Genomic DNA, 19,803 nt, shown 5'->3' with positions numbered 1-19,803 from the left:
TATTACGCGTAAACTTAAATTGTTTATATTTACTTTTTGAAAGAGGCATGAATTTTGGCTAAACAAAAAATTCGGGTAAGATATGCCCCAAGTCCAACGGGGCATTTACATATTGGTAATGCACGGACTGCGCTATTTAATTACTTATTCGCGCGGCATAATAAGGGAACTTTTGTTTTAAGAATTGAGGATACGGACCAGAAGCGTAATGTTGCAGGCGGCTCAGAGTCGCAGATGGAAAACCTGCACTGGCTCGGCATCGATTGGGATGAAGGTCCTGATAAAGGTGGCGCTTATGGCCCATACCGTCAATCTGAGCGTAAGGATATTTACAATAAATATATCAAACAGCTGATTGATGAGGGCAAAGCTTATTATTCTTATAAAACTGAAGAAGAATTAGAAGAGCAGCGTGAAGAACAGCGGGCCATGGGAATTGCGCCCCACTATACTTACGAATATGAGGGCATGACAGCTGCTGAAATTGCTCAAAAGCAAGAAGAAGCAGAAAAGAAGGGCTTAAAGCCGGTTGTTCGTATCCACATTCCTGAAATGGAAACATATTCTTGGGATGATATTGTTAAGGGACATCTAAGTTTCGAATCTGATACCATTGGTGGCGATTTTGTTATTCAAAAGCGCGATGGTATGCCAACTTATAACTTTGCTGTTGTTATTGATGATCACCTGATGGAAATCACTCATGTTTTGCGGGGAGATGATCACGTTTCAAACACACCAAAACAATTAGCGGTTTATGAGGCATTAGGCTGGCAGCCGCCAAAGTTTGGTCATATGACTTTGATTATTAATTCTGAAACAGGTAAGAAACTTTCTAAGCGTGATGAATCTGTTTTACAATTCATTGAACAATATAGAGATTTAGGTTATTTGCCTGATGCAATGTTTAACTTTATTACTTTATTGGGCTGGTCTCCTGTGGGCGAGAGTGAAATTTTCAGTCAACGAGAATTAATTAAGCAATTTGATCCTGCGCGTTTGTCAAATTCTCCTGCTGCTTTTGACCAGAAAAAACTGGAATGGATTAACAACCAGTATATTAAGAAAGCTGACCGGGACACTCTTTTGGATTTGGCGCTTAACAACTTGCAGGAAGCTGGTTTGGTGGAAAAAGATCCCAATCCGGAAAAGATGGAATGGGTAAGGCAATTGGTTAATATTTATTCTGTCCAAATGTCTTATACAAAACAAATTGTGGATTTGGCTAAGATTTTCTTCAACGCACCTAAAGATTTAAGTGAAAAAGAAATTGCAGAAATTCGTCAAGATGATGCTAGACCAGTAGTTGAGGAATTTAAGAAGCAAATTGATTTGATTCCCCGTTTTACTGCACCGCAAATTATGAATGCGGTTCAGGCAACTCGTCAAGCAACTGGGATTAAGGGCAGACGCTTGTTTATGCCAATTCGAATTGCTACTACCAGGTCAATGGTAGGACCAGGAATTGGCGAAGCGATGGAGCTCTTAGGCAAAAAACGCGTATTAGAGCATCTGGACTTAACATTAAAACAAATGAGTGAAAATGGCTTGTAAATAAAAGCAGCGTATTATTCCGTTATTGAATGAGTAATACGCTGTTTTAGTGTACATTTGAAAGAAACTTGGCTACGTTAAGATTAAATCTTTTGTTTGTTAGGATTTGTCAGGGTTTCTGGTAAAATGAGAATATAAGATTTTAGAAAGGCAAGTCAGCCGCTGTGAAAATTTATAATACTTTAACTAATACAAAGGAAGAATTTAAGCCGATAGTCCCCGGACAAGTGACAATGTATGTGTGTGGACCAACGGTATATAATTACATTCATATTGGTAATGCCAGAAGCGTCATTGCTTTTGACACAATCAGACGTTATTTAGAATTTCGTGGGTTCAAGGTTAACTATGTGTCCAATTTTACAGATGTAGATGACAAGATGATTGCTGAAGCTCAAACTGAACATCTGACTGTCCCTGATTTAGCTGCAAGATATATTAAAGCTTACCTAGCAGATATTGCTGCTTTAAATGTTGAGCCTGCTACTAAAAATCCTCGTGCTACGCATGAAATCACTGCGATTATCAAATTTATCCAAAAACTAATTGATAAAGGATATGCCTATGAATCAGACGGGGATGTCTATTATCATGCCCGGAAATTTAAGCACTATGGTCAACTTAGTAGTCAAAACATTTCCGAACTTGAAGAAGGGGCTTCTAAGCATATTAATGCTGCAGAACAAGAGCGTAAAAAAGACCCGATTGATTTTGCCTTATGGAAAAAGCAAAAAAGTTCAGCTGAAATAGCTTGGAAATCGCCTTGGGGAATGGGTCGGCCTGGTTGGCACATAGAATGTTCAGTGATGGCTATTAAATATTTGGGAGAAACAATTGATATTCATGGTGGGGGCCAAGACCTGGAATTTCCCCATCACGAAAATGAAATTGCACAAAGTGAAGCTGTAACAGGAAAAACCTTTGTTCATTACTGGATGCACAATGGTTTTGTGACAGTCGGGGCAGATGCAGAAAAAATGTCTAAGTCACTGCACAATTTCGTGACTGTCCACGATTTACTGCAAGAAGTGGATCCACAAGTATTGCGCTTCTTTATGGCAAGCGTTCAATATCGCAGACAAATTAACTATTCCGCGGAAAATCTAAAGCAGGCGCAAATTATTTTACAGCGGTTCAAAAATACATTTAATAACCTGGAATACCGACTAAAAGATGAATCAGTTAGTGAAAAGTCAGAATCTCTAGCCGTTAAAATTAAAGACACTGAACAAAAATTTATCACAGCTATGGACGATGACTTTAATGTGCAGAATGCTTTAACCGCCATTTATGATTTATTACCAGAAATTAATGCTAATATTAATGCAAAAAATGCTGATAAAGATGCTCTTAAAAAAGCAGCTAAGCTTTTAACAAGCTGGCTGGCTGTTTTTGGAATAGACAGACAGCGCTTAATTACCGCTGAAAATCAAAATGATGATGAGCAAGTTCAGCGATTAATAAAAAAACGTGAAGAAGCCCGGAAGAATAGAGATTGGGCACAAAGTGATGCACTGCGTGATGAATTAAAGCAAATGGGTATTACTGTTGAAGATACACCGCAAGGAACAAGGTGGCTACGTGAGTAAAACTAAAATAATGATAGAAAATGATGTTAATCCAGAGACCTTAAATGGGCAAACTTTAGCTTATCTTGGGGATGCTGTTTATGAGATATTTATTAGGCGTCACCTCATTAAATGCGGCATTGTTAAACCCCAGTCTTTGCAAAGACGGGCAACCCATTACGTTTCGGCTAAGGCACAGGCAGCATTAATTACCAAACTGCAAGAAGATAATCTGCTGACAAAAGATGAAATTGCAACTTTTCATCGCGGAAGAAATTCAAAAACTTATACGAAAGCTAAAAACACCAGTTTAGCCACCTACCAATTATCTACAGGTTTTGAAGCAGTTTGGGGCTACTTGGAACTTTTAAACAAAAAAAATCGTATTCAAGAATTAACTGAGTGGTGTATTAAAACTATTGAGAATGGGGGCATTGAGAAGTATGACTTTAAGTGACAAGGATTTTGTCTATGGCCGGCATGCTGGGCTGGATTATTTAAGAACACAAGATGCTGATCACATTAACAAAATTTTTTTGCAACAAGGAATAAAAGAAAACTTTGCTAATGAGGTTTATGCCCTGGCTAAGCAAAAGGGCTTAATTATACAAACTGTTCCTAAAAGTAAATTGGATAAGTTAGTTCAGGGTGAGAATCATCAAGGACTAGTTTTAACAGTTGCGAGTTTCGAATATGCTGATTTGGAACAATTATTAGAGCAATTTGCAAATACCAAAGAGGATCCATTTTTATTAATGCTTGATTCAATTGAAGATCCGCACAATTTAGGCTCTATTTTAAGAACTGCTGATGCAACTGGCGTTGATGCAATTATCATTCCTAAAAGAAGAGCTACTGGTTTAACTTCTGTGGTCGCCAAAACTTCAACTGGTGCGATTGACTATGTGCCGGTAGCACGGGTAAACAATCTTGTGCAAACTGCAAAGATGCTTAAAAAGCGAGGCTATTGGCTTTTTGGTACTGATATGCAAGGTACAGATTATCGTCAATGGAATAGTAATGGTAAAACAGTTTTGGTAATCGGCAATGAAGGCAAAGGAATATCACGACTGCTTAAAGAGCAGATGGATCAGATGTTGACTTTACCCATGGTCGGTCACGTACAATCACTTAATGCCAGCGTCGCCACAGGTGTTTTGCTTTATCAGATGCTTAATAGTAGAAATCCACTCCCATAATTTCGTAACACTTTGGTTTAACCAGAGTGTTTTTTTTATTGCAAAATTCTAAAAAACTTTTTTAAGTTTAATGCAGCTTTAACAAATTTAACTTTTTGTCATGGCTAAGTTAACACAAAAAAATAGTTGCTGAATTTGAACCTAAGTTCGATTTTTAGGATATTTTGGTTGTTGTATTCTTCAGAAAAATTTACCAAAAGGAGAAATTAAATGAAGGATACCGAAAAAGCAATTAAAAGTGAGGCGGAATTAATTCGACAAATTAAAGAAGGGGATGATGCGGCGCTAATAAATTTATGCCAGCTTTATAAACCTTTGATTAATAAAATTAAGAGTATGTATCATGTTCGCTACTATGATAATCAGGATTGGGAGCAGGATGCGATGATTATTTGTCATGAATCGGCGATTGGTTTTGATTTAAATAAAGGAAAATTCAGCAGCTATTATAAGACCAGGCTTACTAACCATGCTCGATCTTTGGTTAGGTATGACAATGCTTATCGCAGACAGGCGTTGAAACAATCAATTTCTTTAGAAACGGCAAAGAAAAATCATATTTTGCCCCTAAATAAGTCTTTTGCCTCCATACCAGAAATACCTTTAAGTGAAAATATTGCAATTTTAACCGCAAGATTATCTGATTTGGAAATTAATGCGCTGCTAGTGGGATTAGGCATTAAGGACCAAGAAGATGTAATCAACAATTTAAAGATCAGCCAGCTAACTTTAGCGAGAGCGCGTTCGCGCCTTGTCCAAAAAATGCGCCAAACATTGCTCAGTTAGTATTTTTATAGTATACATTTAGAAAATGCGGTATAATTTTACTTGTAGAATAATTTTTAGGAGGTAGTTAAGATGGCAGAAGATGTTATGAAGACTGCATTGTTAGATCGTCACATGAAAGAAGTTTTTGACTGGAGTGATTCAGATCTTCCAGTTAGAGATGCTCTTTGGGATTATTTTATGGAAAAGAATGGTAAAGATACCATTAAGACTGAGGAAGCTATGCTCCCATTCCTAAAAGATACTGACGATAAAATCGAATCCTTCGTAAACGAAAATCTTAAGAAGTAAATCCGACTAATACAATGTTCTACGCACAGTGGTCACGCAATTGTTTGGCCACTATAAAGCAGCTGCTTGAAGAAGCAACTGCTTTTATTATATTTTTTAAAATTTGAACTTAACCAAGTTTATAGGTAATTATTAAATTAATTGCTTAAGCAATTAATTTTTGCTAAAATACAATAGTTTGGAAGTGAGATTATGGCAGTGAAAAAAGCATCTTTGGCCTGCAGTATTTGCGGCTCTCGTAATTACTCAATCACCGCAAGTAAAAATCGCACTCAGCGGCTTGAATTGAAAAAGTTTTGTAAGCATTGCGGTAAAATGACTATACATAAGGAAACGAGGTAAGTTATGGTTAAATTTTTTAAAAGTGTAGTTGAAGAAATGCGTTTGGTTACTTGGCCAACTGCTAAACAAAATCGTCATGACACAGCAATCGTAATTGTTTCCTCAATTTTGTTTGCAGCATATTTAGGTTTGCTTGATTTATTGCTAACCAATATTACTCAAATTGTTATGTAATAGCACAGTTTCTCTGTTTGTGGTACAATGAAATGAGTTATAAAAGTCCTCTGACGCAAGAGGCTTTTTTGTTTGCCAAAAATAAAAGGAGAATTTCTAATAATGGTAGAAACAACTAAGAAGCAGTGGTATGTACTTCATACTTACTCAGGATATGAAGATAAAGTTAAATCGGATCTATTATCACGTGCACAAAGTATGGGAATGCAAGATTATATCTTTCGCGTTATGGTTCCTGAGCAAGAAAAAATTGAAAAAGTAAATAATAAGAAAAAAGAAGTAGAAGAAAAAATCTTTCCGGGCTATGTTCTGGTGGAGATGGTAATGACGGATGAAAGCTGGTTTGTTGTCCGTAATACACCAAATGTTACCGGCTTTGTAGGCTCACATGGTGGTGGCTCGAAACCATCTCCTCTTTTAGAAGAAGAAGTAAACAGACTTTTACGCCAGCAAGGTGAACCGGCTAAAAGACCACAAATTGACTTTGAAGTTGGGGAAACTGTTACTATTATTGATGGCGCTTTTAATGGTGTTGAAGGCAAGATTACGGAAATTCAGCCGGATAAATATAAGTTGTTTGTTTCGGTTGACATGTTTGGCCGTGCTACTACCACTGAGCTTGACTATGATCAAGTGAAGAAGATTAGTTAATAAATAGGTCAATTATTGCAAAATTGCTAAATTGATGATAATATATTAAAGTACTTTTATTATTGTGGGAGGAAAAGTAGGTAACTTTTCCATTTTAACCACGCACGGAATCAAGGAGGTTTTGACCGTGGCAAAGAAAGTTGTAAATGTTGTTAAATTACAAATTCCAGCTGGTGCTGCAACACCCGCTCCACCAGTTGGTCCAGCTTTAGGTCAAGCAGGTATTAACATTGTTGGTTTTACTAAGGACTTCAATGCTAGAACTGCTGACCAAAAAGGCATGATAATTCCTGTAGTCATCACAGTCTACGAAGATCGTTCATTCGATTTCGTAACTAAGACTCCACCAGCTCCAGTTCTTTTGAAACAAGCTGCTAAGATCGACAAGGCATCTGGTGAACCTAATACCAAGAAAGTTGGTAAGGTTACCAAGGATCAAGTTAAGGAAATTGCTGAAACAAAGATGAAGGACCTTAACGCTGCTGATGTCGAAGCTGCTATGCGGATGATCGAAGGCACTGCTAGAAGCATGGGTATCGAAGTCGAAGACTAATCCTGTTATTTATAACAATTTAGGTGGGAGAGTTTAAACTCGCTTGACCACATATTAAGGAGGAAATCACATGCCAAAGCATGGTAAAAAATATTTAGAAGCTGCTAAAAAAGTAGATTCAAAGAAATTGTATTCAGTTGCTGAAGCGATTAAGTTAGTTAAAGAAACTTCATACGCTGGCTTTGATGCATCAGTTGAGGTTTCATACAATTTAAGCGTTGACCCTAAACAGGCTGACCAACAAATTCGTGGTTCACTGGTATTGCCTAACGGTACTGGTAAGACCCAAAAAGTGATTGTATTTGCCGATGGTCCTCAAGCTGAACAAGCTAAGGCAGCTGGTGCTGACGAAGTTGGTTCTGACGATCTGGTTGAAAAAGTACAAAATGGTTACTTAGACTTTGATGTTGTTGTTGCTACACCAACAATGATGGCTAAAGTTGGTCGCTTAGGTCGTATTTTAGGACCTAAAGGCTTGATGCCAAACCCTAAGACCGGTACTGTAACAATGGATATTGAAAAAGCCGTTAAGAACGTTAAGGCTGGTCAGGTTGAATACCGTGTTGACCGTCAAGCTGCTATTCATGCTGCTATCGGAAAAGTTTCATTTACTGATGAACAGTTAATTGAAAACTTTGATGCTTTACGTGACGTTATTTTACGTGCACGTCCATCAGCAGCTAAGGGTCAATACATTAAGAGCGTAGCTGTGGCTGCAACCTTTGGCCCTGGAATTAAACTTGATCCATTAAATTTGGACTAAAACAAAATAGTTAACTAAAGCAACTTTGCTATCTTGGCAAGTTGCTTTTTTTCTCTTTGCAAGTATTTATGATTGGTCTATGGTGAAAGTTTTGATAAACTAAAGCTGAATTTATTTGTCTAATTGAGGGAATTATTATGAAAAAAAGTAATTTGGGTGTACTGCTAGCATTAATCTTGTTTATACCCCTTTTTTTAACTGGCTGCAGTCAAAACCGGGAAAAAATTACTATAGTTGGCTCCAGTGCCTTACAACCTTTAATAGAACAAGCAGGTAATGATTATCACCTGGCCCATATGAGCAGCAATATTGTGGTTCAGGGCGGAGGTTCCGGTACCGGTTTAAGTCAAGTGCAGGCCGGAGCTGTTGAAGTTGGTACTTCAGATGTTTATGCGGAAACACAAAAAGGTATTGATGCCAAAAAACTGGAAGATTATCCAGTCGCTGTAGTTGGCATTGTTCCGATTGCTAATAAAGGCGTTGGGGTTAAAAATTTATCACCGAAACAGCTTTCTGATATTTTTACCGGCAAAATTACAAACTGGCGTCAAGTAGGTGGCAAAAATCAGTCAATCATTGTGATTAATCGTTCACGTGGTAGTGGTACAAGATCTACATTTGAAGATTTAATATTACAAGGAAAAGACGCGGTAAATTCTCAAGAGCAAGATTCTAACGGTACGGTTAAAAAGATTGTTAATTCAACGCCTGGTACTATTTCTTATATTTCTTTTCCCTACGCTAATGACCAAAATATTCAAAAAATAAGTATAAATCATGTTCAGCCCGAAAATAAAAATATTCCTACGAATAAGTGGCCGCTTTGGTCCTATGAGCATATGTACACAAAAGGCCAGCCTAATAAGGCAACGGCTGCTTTTATCAAATATGTATTAAGCGAAAAAGTACAAAAAGATTTGGTTCCCAAAATTGGCTATATCAGTGTTCACGAAATGAAAGTAACACGCAATAGTCAAAATAAGGTTACAAAGATAGGTAAATAAAATGGCAAAAAAAGAACAAGACTTACAGCAAGTTGTTGAGAACGCAATTGCCGAACAAAAAGTACCTCACGTTAAGTTTAAAGGTATTGATCCAAAAAATATTGATGTTGATCGTCTGACTAAGCCATCGAAAGAAACACGACAAGAGTGGTGGGGCCGAGGACTAACATTTTTAGCAATTATCTTAATTGGCATACTGATAATTGCAATTATTGGCTTTGTTGGAATGCATGGTTTGGCTACTTTCATTGATAACAAAGTAAATATCTTCCATTTTCTGTTTTCTACTGACTGGAATCCCGGTGCTGGTAAGAACCACGTTGGAGCAGCAGCAATGATTGTAACTTCGTTTGCAGTAACTCTACTTGCAGCGCTAATTGCGACACCTTTTTCCATTGCCGTAGCACTATTTATGACTGAATATGAATCAGGCAAAAGGGTGCAACTATTGCAATCGGTAATGGAGTTATTAGTAGGAATACCATCCGTAGTTTACGGCTTTATTGGTTTAATGGTAGTGGTTCCGGCTGTCAGAACTATTTTTGGCGGAACAGGTTTTGGTATTTTAACAGCAACATTAATACTTTTTGTAATGGTTTTGCCGACAATTACTTCTCTAACTGTTGATGCGTTTAAAGCGATTCCTAAGGATTTGCGTAAATCTTCCTCTGCATTGGGCGCGACAAAATGGCAGACTATATATCACGTTGTTTTAAGGGCTGCGCGTTCCCGTATTATGACAGCTATTATCTTTGGTATGGCTCGTGCTTTTGGGGAGGCCTTGGCTGTTCAAATGGCAATTGGAAATGCGGTCCTAATGCCTTATAACTTGGTAAGTCCGGCAGCTACTTTGACAAGTCAATTGACTAGTCAAATGGGTAATACTGTTATGGGGACTTTACCTAATAATGCGTTATGGTCATTGGCACTTTTACTGTTAATTATGTCATTGGTGTTCAATTTCTTAGTACATTTAATTGGAAAGAAGAGTTAGTAGTATTATGAATGCAAAAAAAACAAATCGAATTGCTACTGGCGTAATTTACTTTTTAGTGGGAATTGTTATATTGCTTTTGGTGGGAATTTTAGGTAATATTTTGGTTTCCGGAATCCCACACTTATCTTGGCATTTCTTAAGTTCAGCTTCCTCATCCTTTGAAGCAGGCGGCGGAATTAGGGACCAACTGTTTAATTCTCTCTACCTTTTACTTTTAACTTTGATTATTTCCCTGCCAATCGCTCTGGGAGCTGCTATTTATTTAGCTGAATACGCCCCAGACAACTGGTTTACGCAATTGATTAGAACTACTATCGAAATTTTGAGTTCATTACCATCAATTGTTGTCGGTCTTTTTGGCTATCTGCTGTTTGTAGTTCAATTTGGCTTGGGCTTTTCCATCCTTGCTGGTGCTTTAGCACTAACTTTTTTTAATTTACCTACTTTGACCAGTAATATCGAAGAAGCAATTAAAGGAGTTCCTCAGACGCAAAGAGAAGCCGGCTGGGCTTTGGGGCTATCAAATTGGAAAACTATTCACGGTATTGTTTTACCAGCTGCTCTTCCTGGAATAATTACTGGCGTGATTTTGAGCGCCGGAAGAGTCTTTGGTGAAGCTGCTGCTTTAATTTACACAGCCGGGCAGAGCGGCTCTACCGTAGATTATTCAAACTGGAATATGTTTAGTCCTACTAGTTTTTTAAATATTATGCGTCCCGCTGAGACATTAGCTGTACACATTTGGAAAGTAAATACTGAAGGTATTATTCCTGATGTTAACGTGGTGTCTGCTGCGACTTCAGCGCTGTTAGTAATTGTGGTTATCATCTTTAACTTTGGTGCACGTGCACTTGGCAACTGGATCTATAAACGGCTAACCGCTGCCAAGATAAAGTAGGAGGGTTCTTATGGAAAATTGGCAAAATCAAAAAAGCTACATTAAGACCTTTGCTGAGGATGAGTGTGCAATATCAACGAAAAATTTGAGTGTTTTCTATGGTGGTACTGTCCAGAAGTTGTTTGATGTCAGCTTGGGCTTTAAGAAAAATACAATTACTGCTTTAATTGGTGCTTCTGGATCAGGAAAATCAACTTTCTTGCGCTCACTTAATCGTATGAATGATCGGGTAGCCCGGGTTGATGGCAGCATTATGTTTCATAATCTTGATGTTAACCAAAGTAAAATTAATGTCTATGAATTGCGTAAAGCAATCGGTATGGTTTTTCAAAAACCAAATCCTTTTCCTAAATCGATTAGAGAAAACATCACTTACGCTTTGAAAGCTAACGGTCAACAGAACAAAAAGAAACTAGATCAGATAGTTGAGGAAAGTCTTAGAGCTGCAGCTTTGTGGGATGAAGTCAAAGATAAGCTAGATCAGAGTGCTCTAGCTCTTTCTGGGGGTCAGCAGCAAAGACTGTGCATTGCGCGAGCCATTGCATTAAAACCAGAAATTTTACTTCTAGATGAACCAGCCAGCGCTTTGGATCCGGTATCTACTGCCAAGCTTGAAGATACGCTGAAGCAACTACGCAAAAAATATACCATGGTTATGGTAACCCACAATATGCAGCAGGCTTCAAGAATTAGTGAGTATACAGCATTCTTTCATCTAGGACATGCGTTAGAATATGATACTACAACCAATATTTTTACTAATCCTCAAGGTGAAATCACTGAAAAGTACATTCAAGGAAGTTTTGGATAAAGGTGGCGTTATTAATGACAAATGTAATGGAGGCAAAAAATGTTAAACTTAAATACGGCAATTTTGAAGCCTTACATGGAATTAGTTTAGCATTTCCTGCACAAAAATTGACCGCCTTGATCGGGCCTTCTGGTTGTGGCAAATCAACCTTCTTGCGTTGCCTAAATCGCATGAATGACGATATTGATGATATTAAAATTACCGGTGAAATTTTGTTAGAAGGTAAAGATATCTATCATTCTCATATCGACTTAGTTGCTTTACGTAAGAAAGTGGGTATGGTATTCCAGCAACCAACGCCGTTTCCGTTTTCAGTTTTTGATAACGTCGCTTATGGTTTGCGTATAGCAGGGGTTAAAGATAAGGAACTGATTGAGCAGAGAGTTGAAGAAAGTTTAAAGCAAGCTGCAATTTGGAACGAAACAAAAGATAGCCTGCAGCGCAATGCCCTTGCTTTTTCAGGTGGACAACAACAACGTATCTGCATAGCCCGGGCGCTGGCAATTAGGCCGGAAGTGGTTTTGCTTGATGAACCAACTTCTGCTTTAGACCCAATATCAAGTTCTGAAATTGAAGAAACGTTAATGGCACTAAAGCAAAAATATACTTTCATCATGGTGACACACAACTTGCAACAAGCGAGTCGGGTTTCAGATCAGGTAGCTTTTCTGATGAATGGTGAGTTGATCGAATCTGGTTCGACACAGGAAATGTTCTTGTCACCTAAGAAAGAAATGACAAACAATTATCTTAATGGCCGTTTTGGCTAAATTTGGAGGTGGATTATGCACGAAATATTTTTAGACGAATTGAAGAAATTGAATGCTCGGTTTATGGAGATGGGCGTTTTAGTTAATGACCTGATCGATAGAGGTACGCGTTCTTTCGTCGAACATGATAAAAAAGCAGCGCAACAAATGATTGCGGAAGATAAGGAAGTTGCCAAAGAGGCTGTTAAAATAGAAAAGAAGGCTTTGGAATTAATGGCTTTACAGCAGCCCGTTGCGACTGACTTCCGAGTTGTTATCAGCATTTTAAAAGCTACAACAGACCTAGAAAGAATAGGAGAAAATGCTAATAGCATTGCTATTGAAACTGTCAGAGTTAAAGGTAATCCACGTCTGCCAGATGTTGAAAAAGTAATTTCCAACATGACACATCAGGTGCGGGAAATGCTGGTACAAGTATTAACGGCTTATGTTCAGGAAAATGAAAAAGATGCCAGACAAATGGTACTTGGTCATGCCAAAGTTTATAAGGATTATAAAAACGCCAGACAAATGATTATAGACGGAGTTGAACAAGAACCTGATGCTGCAGTGGCTTCTGCCAGCTATTTTGTCATTATTAGATTACTTGAAAGAATTAGCGATCACATTGTGAATTTAGCAAGTTGGGTAATTTATAAAACTTCGGGTGAATTATTCGAATTAATTAAGCCTGATCCGCAAGAAAAATAATTAACTTGCATTTAGAATATAATCCTGTTATATTTAATAAAGTAAATTCTACCTAAGACTCGGGTGGCATGACGCCTTAATTTCCCGCCGAGGCCAGAAGATAATGAAGAGTTTGAAGCTCCATGTCTTTCTTGGCATGGAGTTTTTATTTGGGCCTGATGGAATTTATTATTAATTTGATGGAGGTGAAATCGAGTGAGTAAAGCTGCTATTGCTGAAAAAGAGAAGTTCGTTGACGCGTTTGCTGAAGAACTTAAAGCTGCAAAAGCAATCTTGGTAATTGATTACCTTGGCTTAACTGTTGAAGAAGTTACTAACATGCGTAAGGAACTTCGTGAAAACGACGTTAACATGAAGGTTGTTAAGAATACTTACTTAAGACGTGCTGCTGCTAAGGCTGGTATTGAAGGCCTTGAAGAGACTTTTGTTGGTCCTACTGCTGTAATTTATACTGATAATGCTGAAGATATTACTGAACCAGCACGTATTGTTTCTAAGTACGAAGATAATTATGATGTTATCGACATTAAGGGTGGTATGCTAGAAGGCAAATTGACTTCTAAAGAAGAAATCAAAGAGCTTGCTGCCATTCCTGGACGCGAAGGTTTACTGTCAATGCTTGTTTCTGTATTACAAGCTCCAGTACGCAATTTCGCATATGCTGTTAAAGCTGTTGCTGATTCAAAAGATGAATCTGCAGAATAAATAATGTAATTTATATCTAAAATTTTGGAGGATAAAATAAGTATGGCTTTAGATACTGATAAGATTATTGAAGACTTAAAAGGTGCTTCAATTCTTGAATTAAATGACCTAGTAAAGGCTATTGAAGATGAATTTGGTGTTTCTGCTGCTGCTCCAGTTGCTGCTGCAGGTGCTGCAGGTGGCGAAGCTGCTGCTAAGACATCATTTGATGTTGAATTGACAGAAGCTGGCCAAGAAAAGGTTAAGGTTATTAAGGCTGTCCGTGATATTACTGGACTTGGCCTTAAGGACTCAAAAGATCTTGTTGATGGCGCTCCTAAGAACGTTAAGGAAGGCGTTTCTGAAGACGAAGCTAATGACATTAAATCTAAGCTTGAAGAAGTTGGCGCTACAGTTACAGTTAAATAATTGTAGTCTAGCTAACCAAGCTAATAAAGGACGTATTTGCGATAAGCAGGTACGTCCTTTTTATATTACCTAATTTGCTATTTTCACTATACTTTTAAGGACTATAACTGTAAATATCACTTTATAAGATAATAAAAAAGATAGCTATTTATTTATAGAATGGTTAGTGCTATTATTGATTTAAAAGTGTACAGAAAAACAAAAGGAGAAGTAAATGAAAAAAATCAGTTATCATAAACTTGTAGCTGCAGTAGTAGCAATCACAAGCATTGCAAGTGGGTTATTTGTTGATTCAAGGATTACTGCAGCTAAGTCAGTTTCAGGCAGTATCGTCTTGAAAGCGCCAGCAGTAAAAAGGGTCAAGGTTAAAAGGAAAGCAAATCTATATAACAATAAAGGGCGCAAGTTAAAGAAAAAATTTTTGAAAAAAGGTAGAAAATTAACTGTTATTAAAAAAGCCAAAAAAATAAGAGGTAAGAAGTTTTATTTTGTGACTAAAAATAAGCTGATTTTGGCCAAAGATGTTACTACTTTAAAAACGAAAGCTAAAAAACCGCAGAACTTGCCAACAAATCCATCTAATACCCAAGATAAAGTAACACCACCAAACTCAACCAATACAGGTACAACTCAGACTGCTAAAAAGAACGCAAAAATTGAAAGCTTTTCTCTTAGTGAATTTAGAGAAGAATTTTTAAAAAAATTGAATGAAGAAAGAGCTCAACGTGGACTTAATGCTGTTAGTGAAGATGATAATCTTGATGAAGTAGTTCAAAATAGAACAAAATTATTGCCTGATAATTTTGCACATGTTGATGCTGCTGGCAATTTCATTTTGAATGATTTCTTTAATAAAGCAGGGGTCAAGCGTCACAGTACAGCAGAATGCTTAGCAATGTTTCCTTGGGGTGTAGACGTGAACCACTCAGACAATAGTTTGCTTGATGCTACGAAAAACGCAAGCAGTGCGCTAGTTGCTGACAATATGATTTACGAATATATCTATAATGATGCTGAATCTAATTGGGGTCACCGTGACATTTTACTCGATCCGAGTGCCAAAACAATTGGTCTGGGTGCAATAGCAGAAAATGAAAGCGAGCAGATATATTCTTCAGTTGGTGTAATTTATTAATTACTAAACTTAAATAAAAGTTTTAATTATAAAAATAATAAATCTAATTATGTTTTTAAATAATTTTCTAACATAGTTAGATTTTTATTTTGTTTGCAAAAATGCTATTGTCCGCTAAAATTAATTAGATAAGGTTTTAAGAAATGAGCAAATTATGACTGATAAAGAAAATCAAATGTATTTCACTGAAAATCCAACTTCCGCGCATAATGAACGTGTCATTGACTATCAAGTTAATGGGATTGATCTTAAATTTACCACTGATGCAGGAGTTTTTTCCAAAACGCGCGTAGATTACGGTTCAGGTGTCTTAATTAAAGAAATGGCAAACATTGTTTTCCCTCAAAATAACATTCTGGATGTCGGAACTGGTTATGGTCCTATTGGACTGTTTGCAGCCAAATTTTGGCCCGATCAAACTGTAGATATGGTTGATATTAACGAGCGAGGACTGGTTCTGGCAAAAGAAAACGCTGCAGTTAATGGAATAAAAAATGTCAATATTTATAAGTCAGATGTTTACGAAAAGGTTTCTGACGAACCAAAATTTGGTTTAATTGTAACTAATCCGCCTATTCGAGCAGGAAAGAGCGTCGTTTCTAATATCTTAAATGGTGCCAAGAGCCACCTTATCCAAAATGGCGTTTTGTTAGCCGTAATTCAGAAGAAGCAGGGAGAACCCAGTGCGCGCAAATTGCTAATTAAAACTTTTGGTAACTGTGTGATATTAAAAAGAGATAAAGGTTACTATGTATTGCAGGCGGTGAATAGGTAATGCCATTTTCAAGCACTGACAAAAAGAATTTTATGCAACTAGCTTTTAAACAGGCCGAAAAAGCGCAAAGCTTTGGGGAAGTTCCAATTGGCGCCGTAATAATTGCGCCAGATGGGCAAGTTATTGGAGAAGGGTTTAACCGGCGAGAATTAGACCAAGACGCGACGCAACATGCCGAAATGATTGCAATCAGGCAAGCTTGTTCAAAGCTCGGTACCTGGCGCTTAATTGACTGTAGTCTTTTTGTCACATTAGAACCTTGTCCAATGTGTGCGGGTGCAATTATTAATTCCCGCATTAAAAATGTCTTTTTTGGTGCACTTGATCCTAAAGCTGGTGCAGCTGGCAGCGTGGTTAACCTTTTTGAAATAGCCAAATTTAACCACCATCCTCACGTAATTCGTGGACTATATCGTGAAGAAGCCAGTCAAATGCTGAAAAGCTTTTTCAAAGAGATCAGACAAAAGCAGAAAGCAGCAAAAGACTCTGGTAAAAATTTCGCAAATTAGTGGAAAAATACTGTAAAATAAGGTAATATATCTTATGGGCAATGTTTGACCTCCAAAGCGTGTCAGGACCGGAAGGTAGCAGCACTAAGGTTGCTCGGGCATGTGCCTTTTATTAGATAATTACAAACTCTTAACTCTTTCGCAAGAGTTAAGAGTTTTTTACTAGGGAAGACTGATCAATGGCTTATCAAGCGTTATACCGCAAATGGAGACCGCGCACTTTTGCTAGTGTGATTGGTCAAAATGATATTACGGATACTTTGAAAAATGCAATTAAGCGCGGTACAATCTCCCATGCCTTTTTATTTGCTGGGCCACGTGGTACTGGGAAAACTTCCTGTGCCAAGATCTTTGCTAAAGCTTTGAATTGTACCAACCTGCAAAACGGTGAACCATGTAATAAATGTGCTAATTGCCTGGCAGCTGATAAAGGTGCAATGGCGGATATTATGGAGATTGATGCGGCTTCCAATAATGGTGTTGATGAAATACGCGACATCAGAGATAAAGTAAAATACGCACCAACTCAGGGTAAATACAAAGTATATATCATTGATGAAGTCCATATGTTGTCAATGGGTGCATTCAATGCTTTGCTTAAAACCCTTGAAGAACCGCCAGAGCACGTTGTTTTCATCTTAGCTACTACTGAACTGCAAAAAGTGCCGGCAACAATAATATCAAGAACTCAGCGTTACAATTTCAAGCGTATCTCTCAAGCAGACCTAGAAAAGCGAATGAAGTATATACTGGAGCAAGAAAAGATAAGTTATGAAGATAAGGCTTTGGCTGTGATTGCTCAGGTAGCTGATGGTGGTATGCGGGATGCTTTGAGTATCTTAGACCAACTGTTGAGTTTTGACAAAAACAAAGTTGAGTATGATTCGGCTCTTGAAATAACTGGATTTGCCGCTAAAGAAAAAATTGAACAGATTTTATTAGCAATATTGAATGAGGATGCAACTAAAGCATTATCTTTAGCACAAACCGAACTTGCTAATGGTGCTAGTACGAAAAATATTTTAGATGAACTTATTGAAATGGCGACTAATGCCTTAATGGTTATTAAAACCAATGACAGCAGCCAAAATTTCTTTTTAAGCGACGACTTTGTTGATCAGATTAAAGAAGTTGCTCCTGAACGCTATTTTCAATTGATTTCTGCGGCTAATACCGCATTAAATGATTTACGTTATACTAATCAGCAGCAAATTCCACTAGAAGTATTTGTAGTTGAATGTGCTGGGAAAAAGGCTAGTACGGCGGACTCTAAGAATGTTATATCAGGGTCTGCCAATTCTCAAAATGCTGACCTGGATTTGACGGAAGAAATAGCAGCATTAAAGAAGCAAGTTACGGCTTTAACCAAAAAAGTTGCCAGTTTAAGTAAAAAACAAACTAGGAACAGCGATCAGATTTTTCATCTTGACAATGCTGCAGCCGACCGATTTGATAAAAACAATGGCAAAGGTTCTAAAATAAAGTCTGCCGCAAAACCTAAAAAAGCAAATAAAAACAGAAAAAAGGCCAATCAACAAAATCGTAAGCAAGTTTACCATGTGTTAGAAAATGCCACGAAGGATGACCTCACTGCTATCAAAAATGTTTGGCCCGATTTGCAATCTGTTTTGGGTGTTTCGCAAAGAGCTTTGTTAGATGTACTTGAGCCGGTTGCTGCTAGTGCGAATCAAGTAGTAATGAAATGTAAATACACCCTTTGGTTTGAAAAAGCTAGTGAAGATGGCAATTTATTAGATATTTTGACTGAAGAAATTGCTAAATTTACTAAGCATAATTATGAAATAGTGCTAGTACCTGATGAAGATTGGGCCACAGTACGTAAAGAATTTATACAGAAACATGGTAAAGAATTACTTGATAAGCAAAAGCAAAAAGATTCAGAATCAGAACAGGCTGAATCAGATAAGCAGATAGTGGATAAAGCCAAAGAGTTATTTGGTGACACAGTAAATGTTAAAGACTAAAATTTAAGGAGAAAAGATAATGAGTAAAAGACCTAATTTTGGTGCCATGGGCGGTATGAATATGCAACAAATGATGAAACAGGCCAAAAAATTGCAAGAGCAAATGGCTCAGGAACAAGAAAATATTACCGCCCAGGAATTTGTGGGCAAATCTGCAGATGATTTAGTCGTAGCTACTTTTAGTGGTGATCGTAAATTAAAAAATATTACCATTAATAAGGATGCAATCGACCCGGATGATCCAGATATGCTGCAAGATTTAGTTATTGATGCCGTTAACAAAGGTCTGCAAGAAATTGATCAAGCTACGCAGCAAAGTTTAGGCAAGTATACGAAGGGTATGATTTAATTGCAATATCCAGCACCGATTGCGCATTTAATTGATTCTTATATGAAATTACCTGGTATTGGTGAAAAAACAGCAACAAGGCTTGCTTTTTATACTCTTGATATGCCAGATGAAGATGTTCACGGCTTTAGTACAGCACTAACAGAGGTAAAAGAAAAGCTTCATCGCTGTTCTATTTGTGGCAATATTACGGAAAAGGATCCGTGCCTAATCTGCAGTAATCCTGAACGTGACCAGTCGACTATTATGGTGGTTGAACAGCCTAAAGACGTGATGGCTTTTGAAGACATGGGTGAATATAGTGGTCTATATCATGTTCTGCACGGTGTTTTATCACCAATGGATGGTATTGGGCCAGAAGAAATTAATATTAAGTCACTGATTGTTCGCTTGCAAAAACAGGATGATGTCAAAGAGGTTATTTTAGCTTTAAACTCAACTCCCGAAGGTGAATCAACAGCGATGTATATTAGCAAACTAATTAAACCGGCTGGAATTAAAGTAACCCGCCTGGCTGCTGGTTTGGCTGTAGGCAGTGATATTGAATATGCTAATTCGATTACTTTAAAAAGAGCGGTACAAGGGAGAACTTCAATCTAATGGCTCGTAATAAAGTTAAAAAAATGGGTGACGAATTGCTAATGACCACAATTGAAGATTTGCAGGAGCAGATTGCTGTTCAAAAAAATCTTGATCCAACGACACTTGATATGTCTGAGGATAACGTGGTATCAGGTAAAATTTTAAGAGCAAAATATTCTTTTTTATATAATGAAGCTCGTCATCGTCATACAAGATTTAGTGGTTTTTCTAATGCGATTTCAGACTAAAAAGTCCTTAGTGAAAGGACTTTTTATTTTGCACAAAAATTAAAAGTACGTTGGGG

Annotated in this window: 26 protein-coding genes, 1 other RNA gene and 1 other annotated feature; all 27 genes read left to right on the top strand. The window is 37.5% G+C overall.

The window, feature by feature from the left end:
- The first annotated feature begins 54 nt into the window (after positions 1-54).
- The 27 genes from gltX (at position 55) to LDX54_RS06760 (ending at position 19,747) form a co-directional block, all read left to right on the top strand.
- Positions 55-1,554: a glutamate--tRNA ligase gene (gltX, locus tag LDX54_RS06890; protein ID WP_122026309.1), complete on the top strand. Its 1,500-nt coding sequence runs from the start codon at positions 55-57 to the stop codon at positions 1,552-1,554.
- A gap of 164 nt (positions 1,555-1,718) precedes the next feature.
- Entirely contained in the window at positions 1,719-3,143 is a 1,425-nt protein-coding gene (cysS, locus tag LDX54_RS06885) for a cysteine--tRNA ligase (RefSeq protein WP_265666520.1), read from the top strand.
- Positions 3,136-3,579: a ribonuclease III domain-containing protein gene (locus LDX54_RS06880; protein ID WP_110446379.1), complete on the top strand. Its 444-nt coding sequence runs from the start codon at positions 3,136-3,138 to the stop codon at positions 3,577-3,579. The genes cysS and LDX54_RS06880 overlap by 8 nt, the downstream gene beginning before the upstream one ends.
- Positions 3,566-4,321, top strand: coding sequence for a 23S rRNA (guanosine(2251)-2'-O)-methyltransferase RlmB (rlmB, locus tag LDX54_RS06875; protein WP_110446378.1), 756 nt, complete (start codon positions 3,566-3,568; stop codon positions 4,319-4,321). The genes LDX54_RS06880 and rlmB overlap by 14 nt, the downstream gene beginning before the upstream one ends.
- Positions 4,322-4,531: 210 nt before the next feature.
- Positions 4,532-5,107: a sigma-70 family RNA polymerase sigma factor gene (locus LDX54_RS06870; protein ID WP_122026307.1), complete on the top strand. Its 576-nt coding sequence runs from the start codon at positions 4,532-4,534 to the stop codon at positions 5,105-5,107.
- A gap of 72 nt (positions 5,108-5,179) precedes the next feature.
- Positions 5,180-5,398, top strand: coding sequence for a hypothetical protein (locus LDX54_RS06865; RefSeq protein WP_110446376.1), 219 nt, complete (start codon positions 5,180-5,182; stop codon positions 5,396-5,398).
- A 192-nt stretch (positions 5,399-5,590) separates the two neighbouring features.
- Positions 5,591-5,740, top strand: coding sequence for a 50S ribosomal protein L33 (gene rpmG / locus LDX54_RS06860; RefSeq protein WP_110446375.1), 150 nt, complete (start codon positions 5,591-5,593; stop codon positions 5,738-5,740).
- Positions 5,741-5,743: 3 nt separating this feature from the next.
- Positions 5,744-5,914, top strand: coding sequence for a preprotein translocase subunit SecE (gene secE / locus LDX54_RS06855; protein WP_110446374.1), 171 nt, complete (start codon positions 5,744-5,746; stop codon positions 5,912-5,914).
- Positions 5,915-6,016: 102 nt separating this feature from the next.
- Positions 6,017-6,565: a transcription termination/antitermination protein NusG gene (gene nusG / locus LDX54_RS06850; RefSeq protein WP_038523578.1), complete on the top strand. Its 549-nt coding sequence runs from the start codon at positions 6,017-6,019 to the stop codon at positions 6,563-6,565.
- Between the two features lie 127 nt (positions 6,566-6,692).
- Positions 6,693-7,118, top strand: coding sequence for a 50S ribosomal protein L11 (rplK, locus tag LDX54_RS06845; protein WP_046325284.1), 426 nt, complete (start codon positions 6,693-6,695; stop codon positions 7,116-7,118).
- A 70-nt stretch (positions 7,119-7,188) separates the two neighbouring features.
- On the top strand, positions 7,189-7,881 hold the full coding sequence (gene rplA / locus LDX54_RS06840) for a 50S ribosomal protein L1 (RefSeq protein ID WP_038523574.1): 693 nt from the start codon (positions 7,189-7,191) through the stop codon (positions 7,879-7,881).
- Between the two features lie 137 nt (positions 7,882-8,018).
- Positions 8,019-8,885, top strand: a complete 867-nt coding sequence (locus LDX54_RS06835; RefSeq protein ID WP_122026306.1) for a phosphate ABC transporter substrate-binding protein — start codon at positions 8,019-8,021, stop codon at positions 8,883-8,885.
- A 1-nt stretch (position 8,886) separates the two neighbouring features.
- Entirely contained in the window at positions 8,887-9,879 is a 993-nt protein-coding gene (gene pstC / locus LDX54_RS06830) for a phosphate ABC transporter permease subunit PstC (protein ID WP_046325282.1), read from the top strand.
- 7 nt (positions 9,880-9,886) lie between these two features.
- The gene (gene pstA, locus LDX54_RS06825; protein ID WP_046325281.1) at positions 9,887-10,780 is read left to right on the top strand and encodes a phosphate ABC transporter permease PstA; all 894 of its coding nucleotides are present in this window, start codon (positions 9,887-9,889) and stop codon (positions 10,778-10,780) included.
- A gap of 10 nt (positions 10,781-10,790) precedes the next feature.
- Positions 10,791-11,591: a phosphate ABC transporter ATP-binding protein PstB gene (gene pstB / locus LDX54_RS06820; RefSeq protein ID WP_046325280.1), complete on the top strand. Its 801-nt coding sequence runs from the start codon at positions 10,791-10,793 to the stop codon at positions 11,589-11,591.
- Positions 11,592-11,605: 14 nt separating this feature from the next.
- Positions 11,606-12,361 (top strand): phosphate ABC transporter ATP-binding protein PstB, encoded by a 756-nt coding sequence (gene pstB, locus LDX54_RS06815; RefSeq protein ID WP_046325279.1) that lies wholly within the window; start codon positions 11,606-11,608, stop codon positions 12,359-12,361.
- Positions 12,362-12,376: 15 nt separating this feature from the next.
- Complete coding sequence (gene phoU, locus LDX54_RS06810) at positions 12,377-13,051, top strand: phosphate signaling complex protein PhoU (protein ID WP_110446371.1); 675 nt, start codon at positions 12,377-12,379, stop codon at positions 13,049-13,051.
- 33 nt (positions 13,052-13,084) lie between these two features.
- Positions 13,085-13,208 (top strand) — a sequence feature (ribosomal protein L10 leader region).
- Between the two features lie 38 nt (positions 13,209-13,246).
- Complete coding sequence (rplJ, locus tag LDX54_RS06805; protein ID WP_046325277.1) at positions 13,247-13,756, top strand: 50S ribosomal protein L10; 510 nt, start codon at positions 13,247-13,249, stop codon at positions 13,754-13,756.
- A 42-nt stretch (positions 13,757-13,798) separates the two neighbouring features.
- Entirely contained in the window at positions 13,799-14,164 is a 366-nt protein-coding gene (gene rplL, locus LDX54_RS06800) for a 50S ribosomal protein L7/L12 (RefSeq protein ID WP_046325276.1), read from the top strand.
- Between the two features lie 214 nt (positions 14,165-14,378).
- Positions 14,379-15,299 (top strand): SLAP domain-containing protein, encoded by a 921-nt coding sequence (locus LDX54_RS06795; protein WP_265666522.1) that lies wholly within the window; start codon positions 14,379-14,381, stop codon positions 15,297-15,299.
- A 154-nt stretch (positions 15,300-15,453) separates the two neighbouring features.
- Positions 15,454-16,074 carry a methyltransferase gene (locus LDX54_RS06790; protein ID WP_265666523.1) on the top strand — a complete coding sequence of 207 codons (621 nt, stop codon included), beginning with the start codon at positions 15,454-15,456 and terminating at the stop codon, positions 16,072-16,074.
- Positions 16,074-16,583, top strand: a complete 510-nt coding sequence (gene tadA, locus LDX54_RS06785) for a tRNA adenosine(34) deaminase TadA (RefSeq protein WP_265666524.1) — start codon at positions 16,074-16,076, stop codon at positions 16,581-16,583. The genes LDX54_RS06790 and tadA overlap by 1 nt, the downstream gene beginning before the upstream one ends.
- A gap of 27 nt (positions 16,584-16,610) precedes the next feature.
- An RNA gene (ffs, locus tag LDX54_RS06780) (signal recognition particle sRNA small type) lies at positions 16,611-16,708 on the top strand.
- A gap of 54 nt (positions 16,709-16,762) precedes the next feature.
- The gene (dnaX, locus tag LDX54_RS06775; protein WP_265666525.1) at positions 16,763-18,568 is read left to right on the top strand and encodes a DNA polymerase III subunit gamma/tau; all 1,806 of its coding nucleotides are present in this window, start codon (positions 16,763-16,765) and stop codon (positions 18,566-18,568) included.
- Positions 18,569-18,587: 19 nt separating this feature from the next.
- On the top strand, positions 18,588-18,917 hold the full coding sequence (locus LDX54_RS06770) for a YbaB/EbfC family nucleoid-associated protein (RefSeq protein WP_046325272.1): 330 nt from the start codon (positions 18,588-18,590) through the stop codon (positions 18,915-18,917).
- Positions 18,918-19,517, top strand: a complete 600-nt coding sequence (recR, locus tag LDX54_RS06765) for a recombination mediator RecR (protein ID WP_046325271.1) — start codon at positions 18,918-18,920, stop codon at positions 19,515-19,517.
- Entirely contained in the window at positions 19,517-19,747 is a 231-nt protein-coding gene (locus tag LDX54_RS06760) for a YaaL family protein (RefSeq protein WP_046325270.1), read from the top strand. The genes recR and LDX54_RS06760 overlap by 1 nt, the downstream gene beginning before the upstream one ends.
- Positions 19,748-19,803 lie beyond the last annotated feature (56 nt).

This window comes from Lactobacillus sp. IBH004, from assembly GCF_026185255.2.
Taxonomy (GTDB): Bacteria; Bacillota; Bacilli; order Lactobacillales; family Lactobacillaceae; genus Lactobacillus; species Lactobacillus melliventris.
This window is presented reverse-complemented; position numbering and strand designations above follow the sequence as displayed.

What these genes read in the sequence shown, in the direction of transcription:
- rpmG (WP_110446375.1), top strand. Translation starts at nt 5,591, where the DNA reads ATGGCAGTGAAAAAAGCATCTTTGGCCTGCAGTATTTGCGGCTCTCGT.
- LDX54_RS06790 (WP_265666523.1), top strand. Translation starts at nt 15,454, where the DNA reads ATGACTGATAAAGAAAATCAAATGTATTTCACTGAAAATCCAACTTCC.
- rplA (WP_038523574.1), top strand. Translation starts at nt 7,189, where the DNA reads ATGCCAAAGCATGGTAAAAAATATTTAGAAGCTGCTAAAAAAGTAGAT.
- LDX54_RS06835 (WP_122026306.1), top strand. Translation starts at nt 8,019, where the DNA reads ATGAAAAAAAGTAATTTGGGTGTACTGCTAGCATTAATCTTGTTTATA.
- nusG (WP_038523578.1), top strand. Translation starts at nt 6,017, where the DNA reads ATGGTAGAAACAACTAAGAAGCAGTGGTATGTACTTCATACTTACTCA.
- LDX54_RS06795 (WP_265666522.1), top strand. Translation starts at nt 14,379, where the DNA reads ATGAAAAAAATCAGTTATCATAAACTTGTAGCTGCAGTAGTAGCAATC.
- pstB (WP_046325279.1), top strand. Translation starts at nt 11,606, where the DNA reads ATGACAAATGTAATGGAGGCAAAAAATGTTAAACTTAAATACGGCAAT.
- pstC (WP_046325282.1), top strand. Translation starts at nt 8,887, where the DNA reads ATGGCAAAAAAAGAACAAGACTTACAGCAAGTTGTTGAGAACGCAATT.
- dnaX (WP_265666525.1), top strand. Translation starts at nt 16,763, where the DNA reads ATGGCTTATCAAGCGTTATACCGCAAATGGAGACCGCGCACTTTTGCT.
- pstB (WP_046325280.1), top strand. Translation starts at nt 10,791, where the DNA reads ATGGAAAATTGGCAAAATCAAAAAAGCTACATTAAGACCTTTGCTGAG.
- rlmB (WP_110446378.1), top strand. Translation starts at nt 3,566, where the DNA reads ATGACTTTAAGTGACAAGGATTTTGTCTATGGCCGGCATGCTGGGCTG.
- rplL (WP_046325276.1), top strand. Translation starts at nt 13,799, where the DNA reads ATGGCTTTAGATACTGATAAGATTATTGAAGACTTAAAAGGTGCTTCA.
- LDX54_RS06865 (WP_110446376.1), top strand. Translation starts at nt 5,180, where the DNA reads ATGGCAGAAGATGTTATGAAGACTGCATTGTTAGATCGTCACATGAAA.
- LDX54_RS06760 (WP_046325270.1), top strand. Translation starts at nt 19,517, where the DNA reads ATGGCTCGTAATAAAGTTAAAAAAATGGGTGACGAATTGCTAATGACC.
- tadA (WP_265666524.1), top strand. Translation starts at nt 16,074, where the DNA reads ATGCCATTTTCAAGCACTGACAAAAAGAATTTTATGCAACTAGCTTTT.
- secE (WP_110446374.1), top strand. Translation starts at nt 5,744, where the DNA reads ATGGTTAAATTTTTTAAAAGTGTAGTTGAAGAAATGCGTTTGGTTACT.
- phoU (WP_110446371.1), top strand. Translation starts at nt 12,377, where the DNA reads ATGCACGAAATATTTTTAGACGAATTGAAGAAATTGAATGCTCGGTTT.
- LDX54_RS06870 (WP_122026307.1), top strand. Translation starts at nt 4,532, where the DNA reads ATGAAGGATACCGAAAAAGCAATTAAAAGTGAGGCGGAATTAATTCGA.
- pstA (WP_046325281.1), top strand. Translation starts at nt 9,887, where the DNA reads ATGAATGCAAAAAAAACAAATCGAATTGCTACTGGCGTAATTTACTTT.
- LDX54_RS06770 (WP_046325272.1), top strand. Translation starts at nt 18,588, where the DNA reads ATGAGTAAAAGACCTAATTTTGGTGCCATGGGCGGTATGAATATGCAA.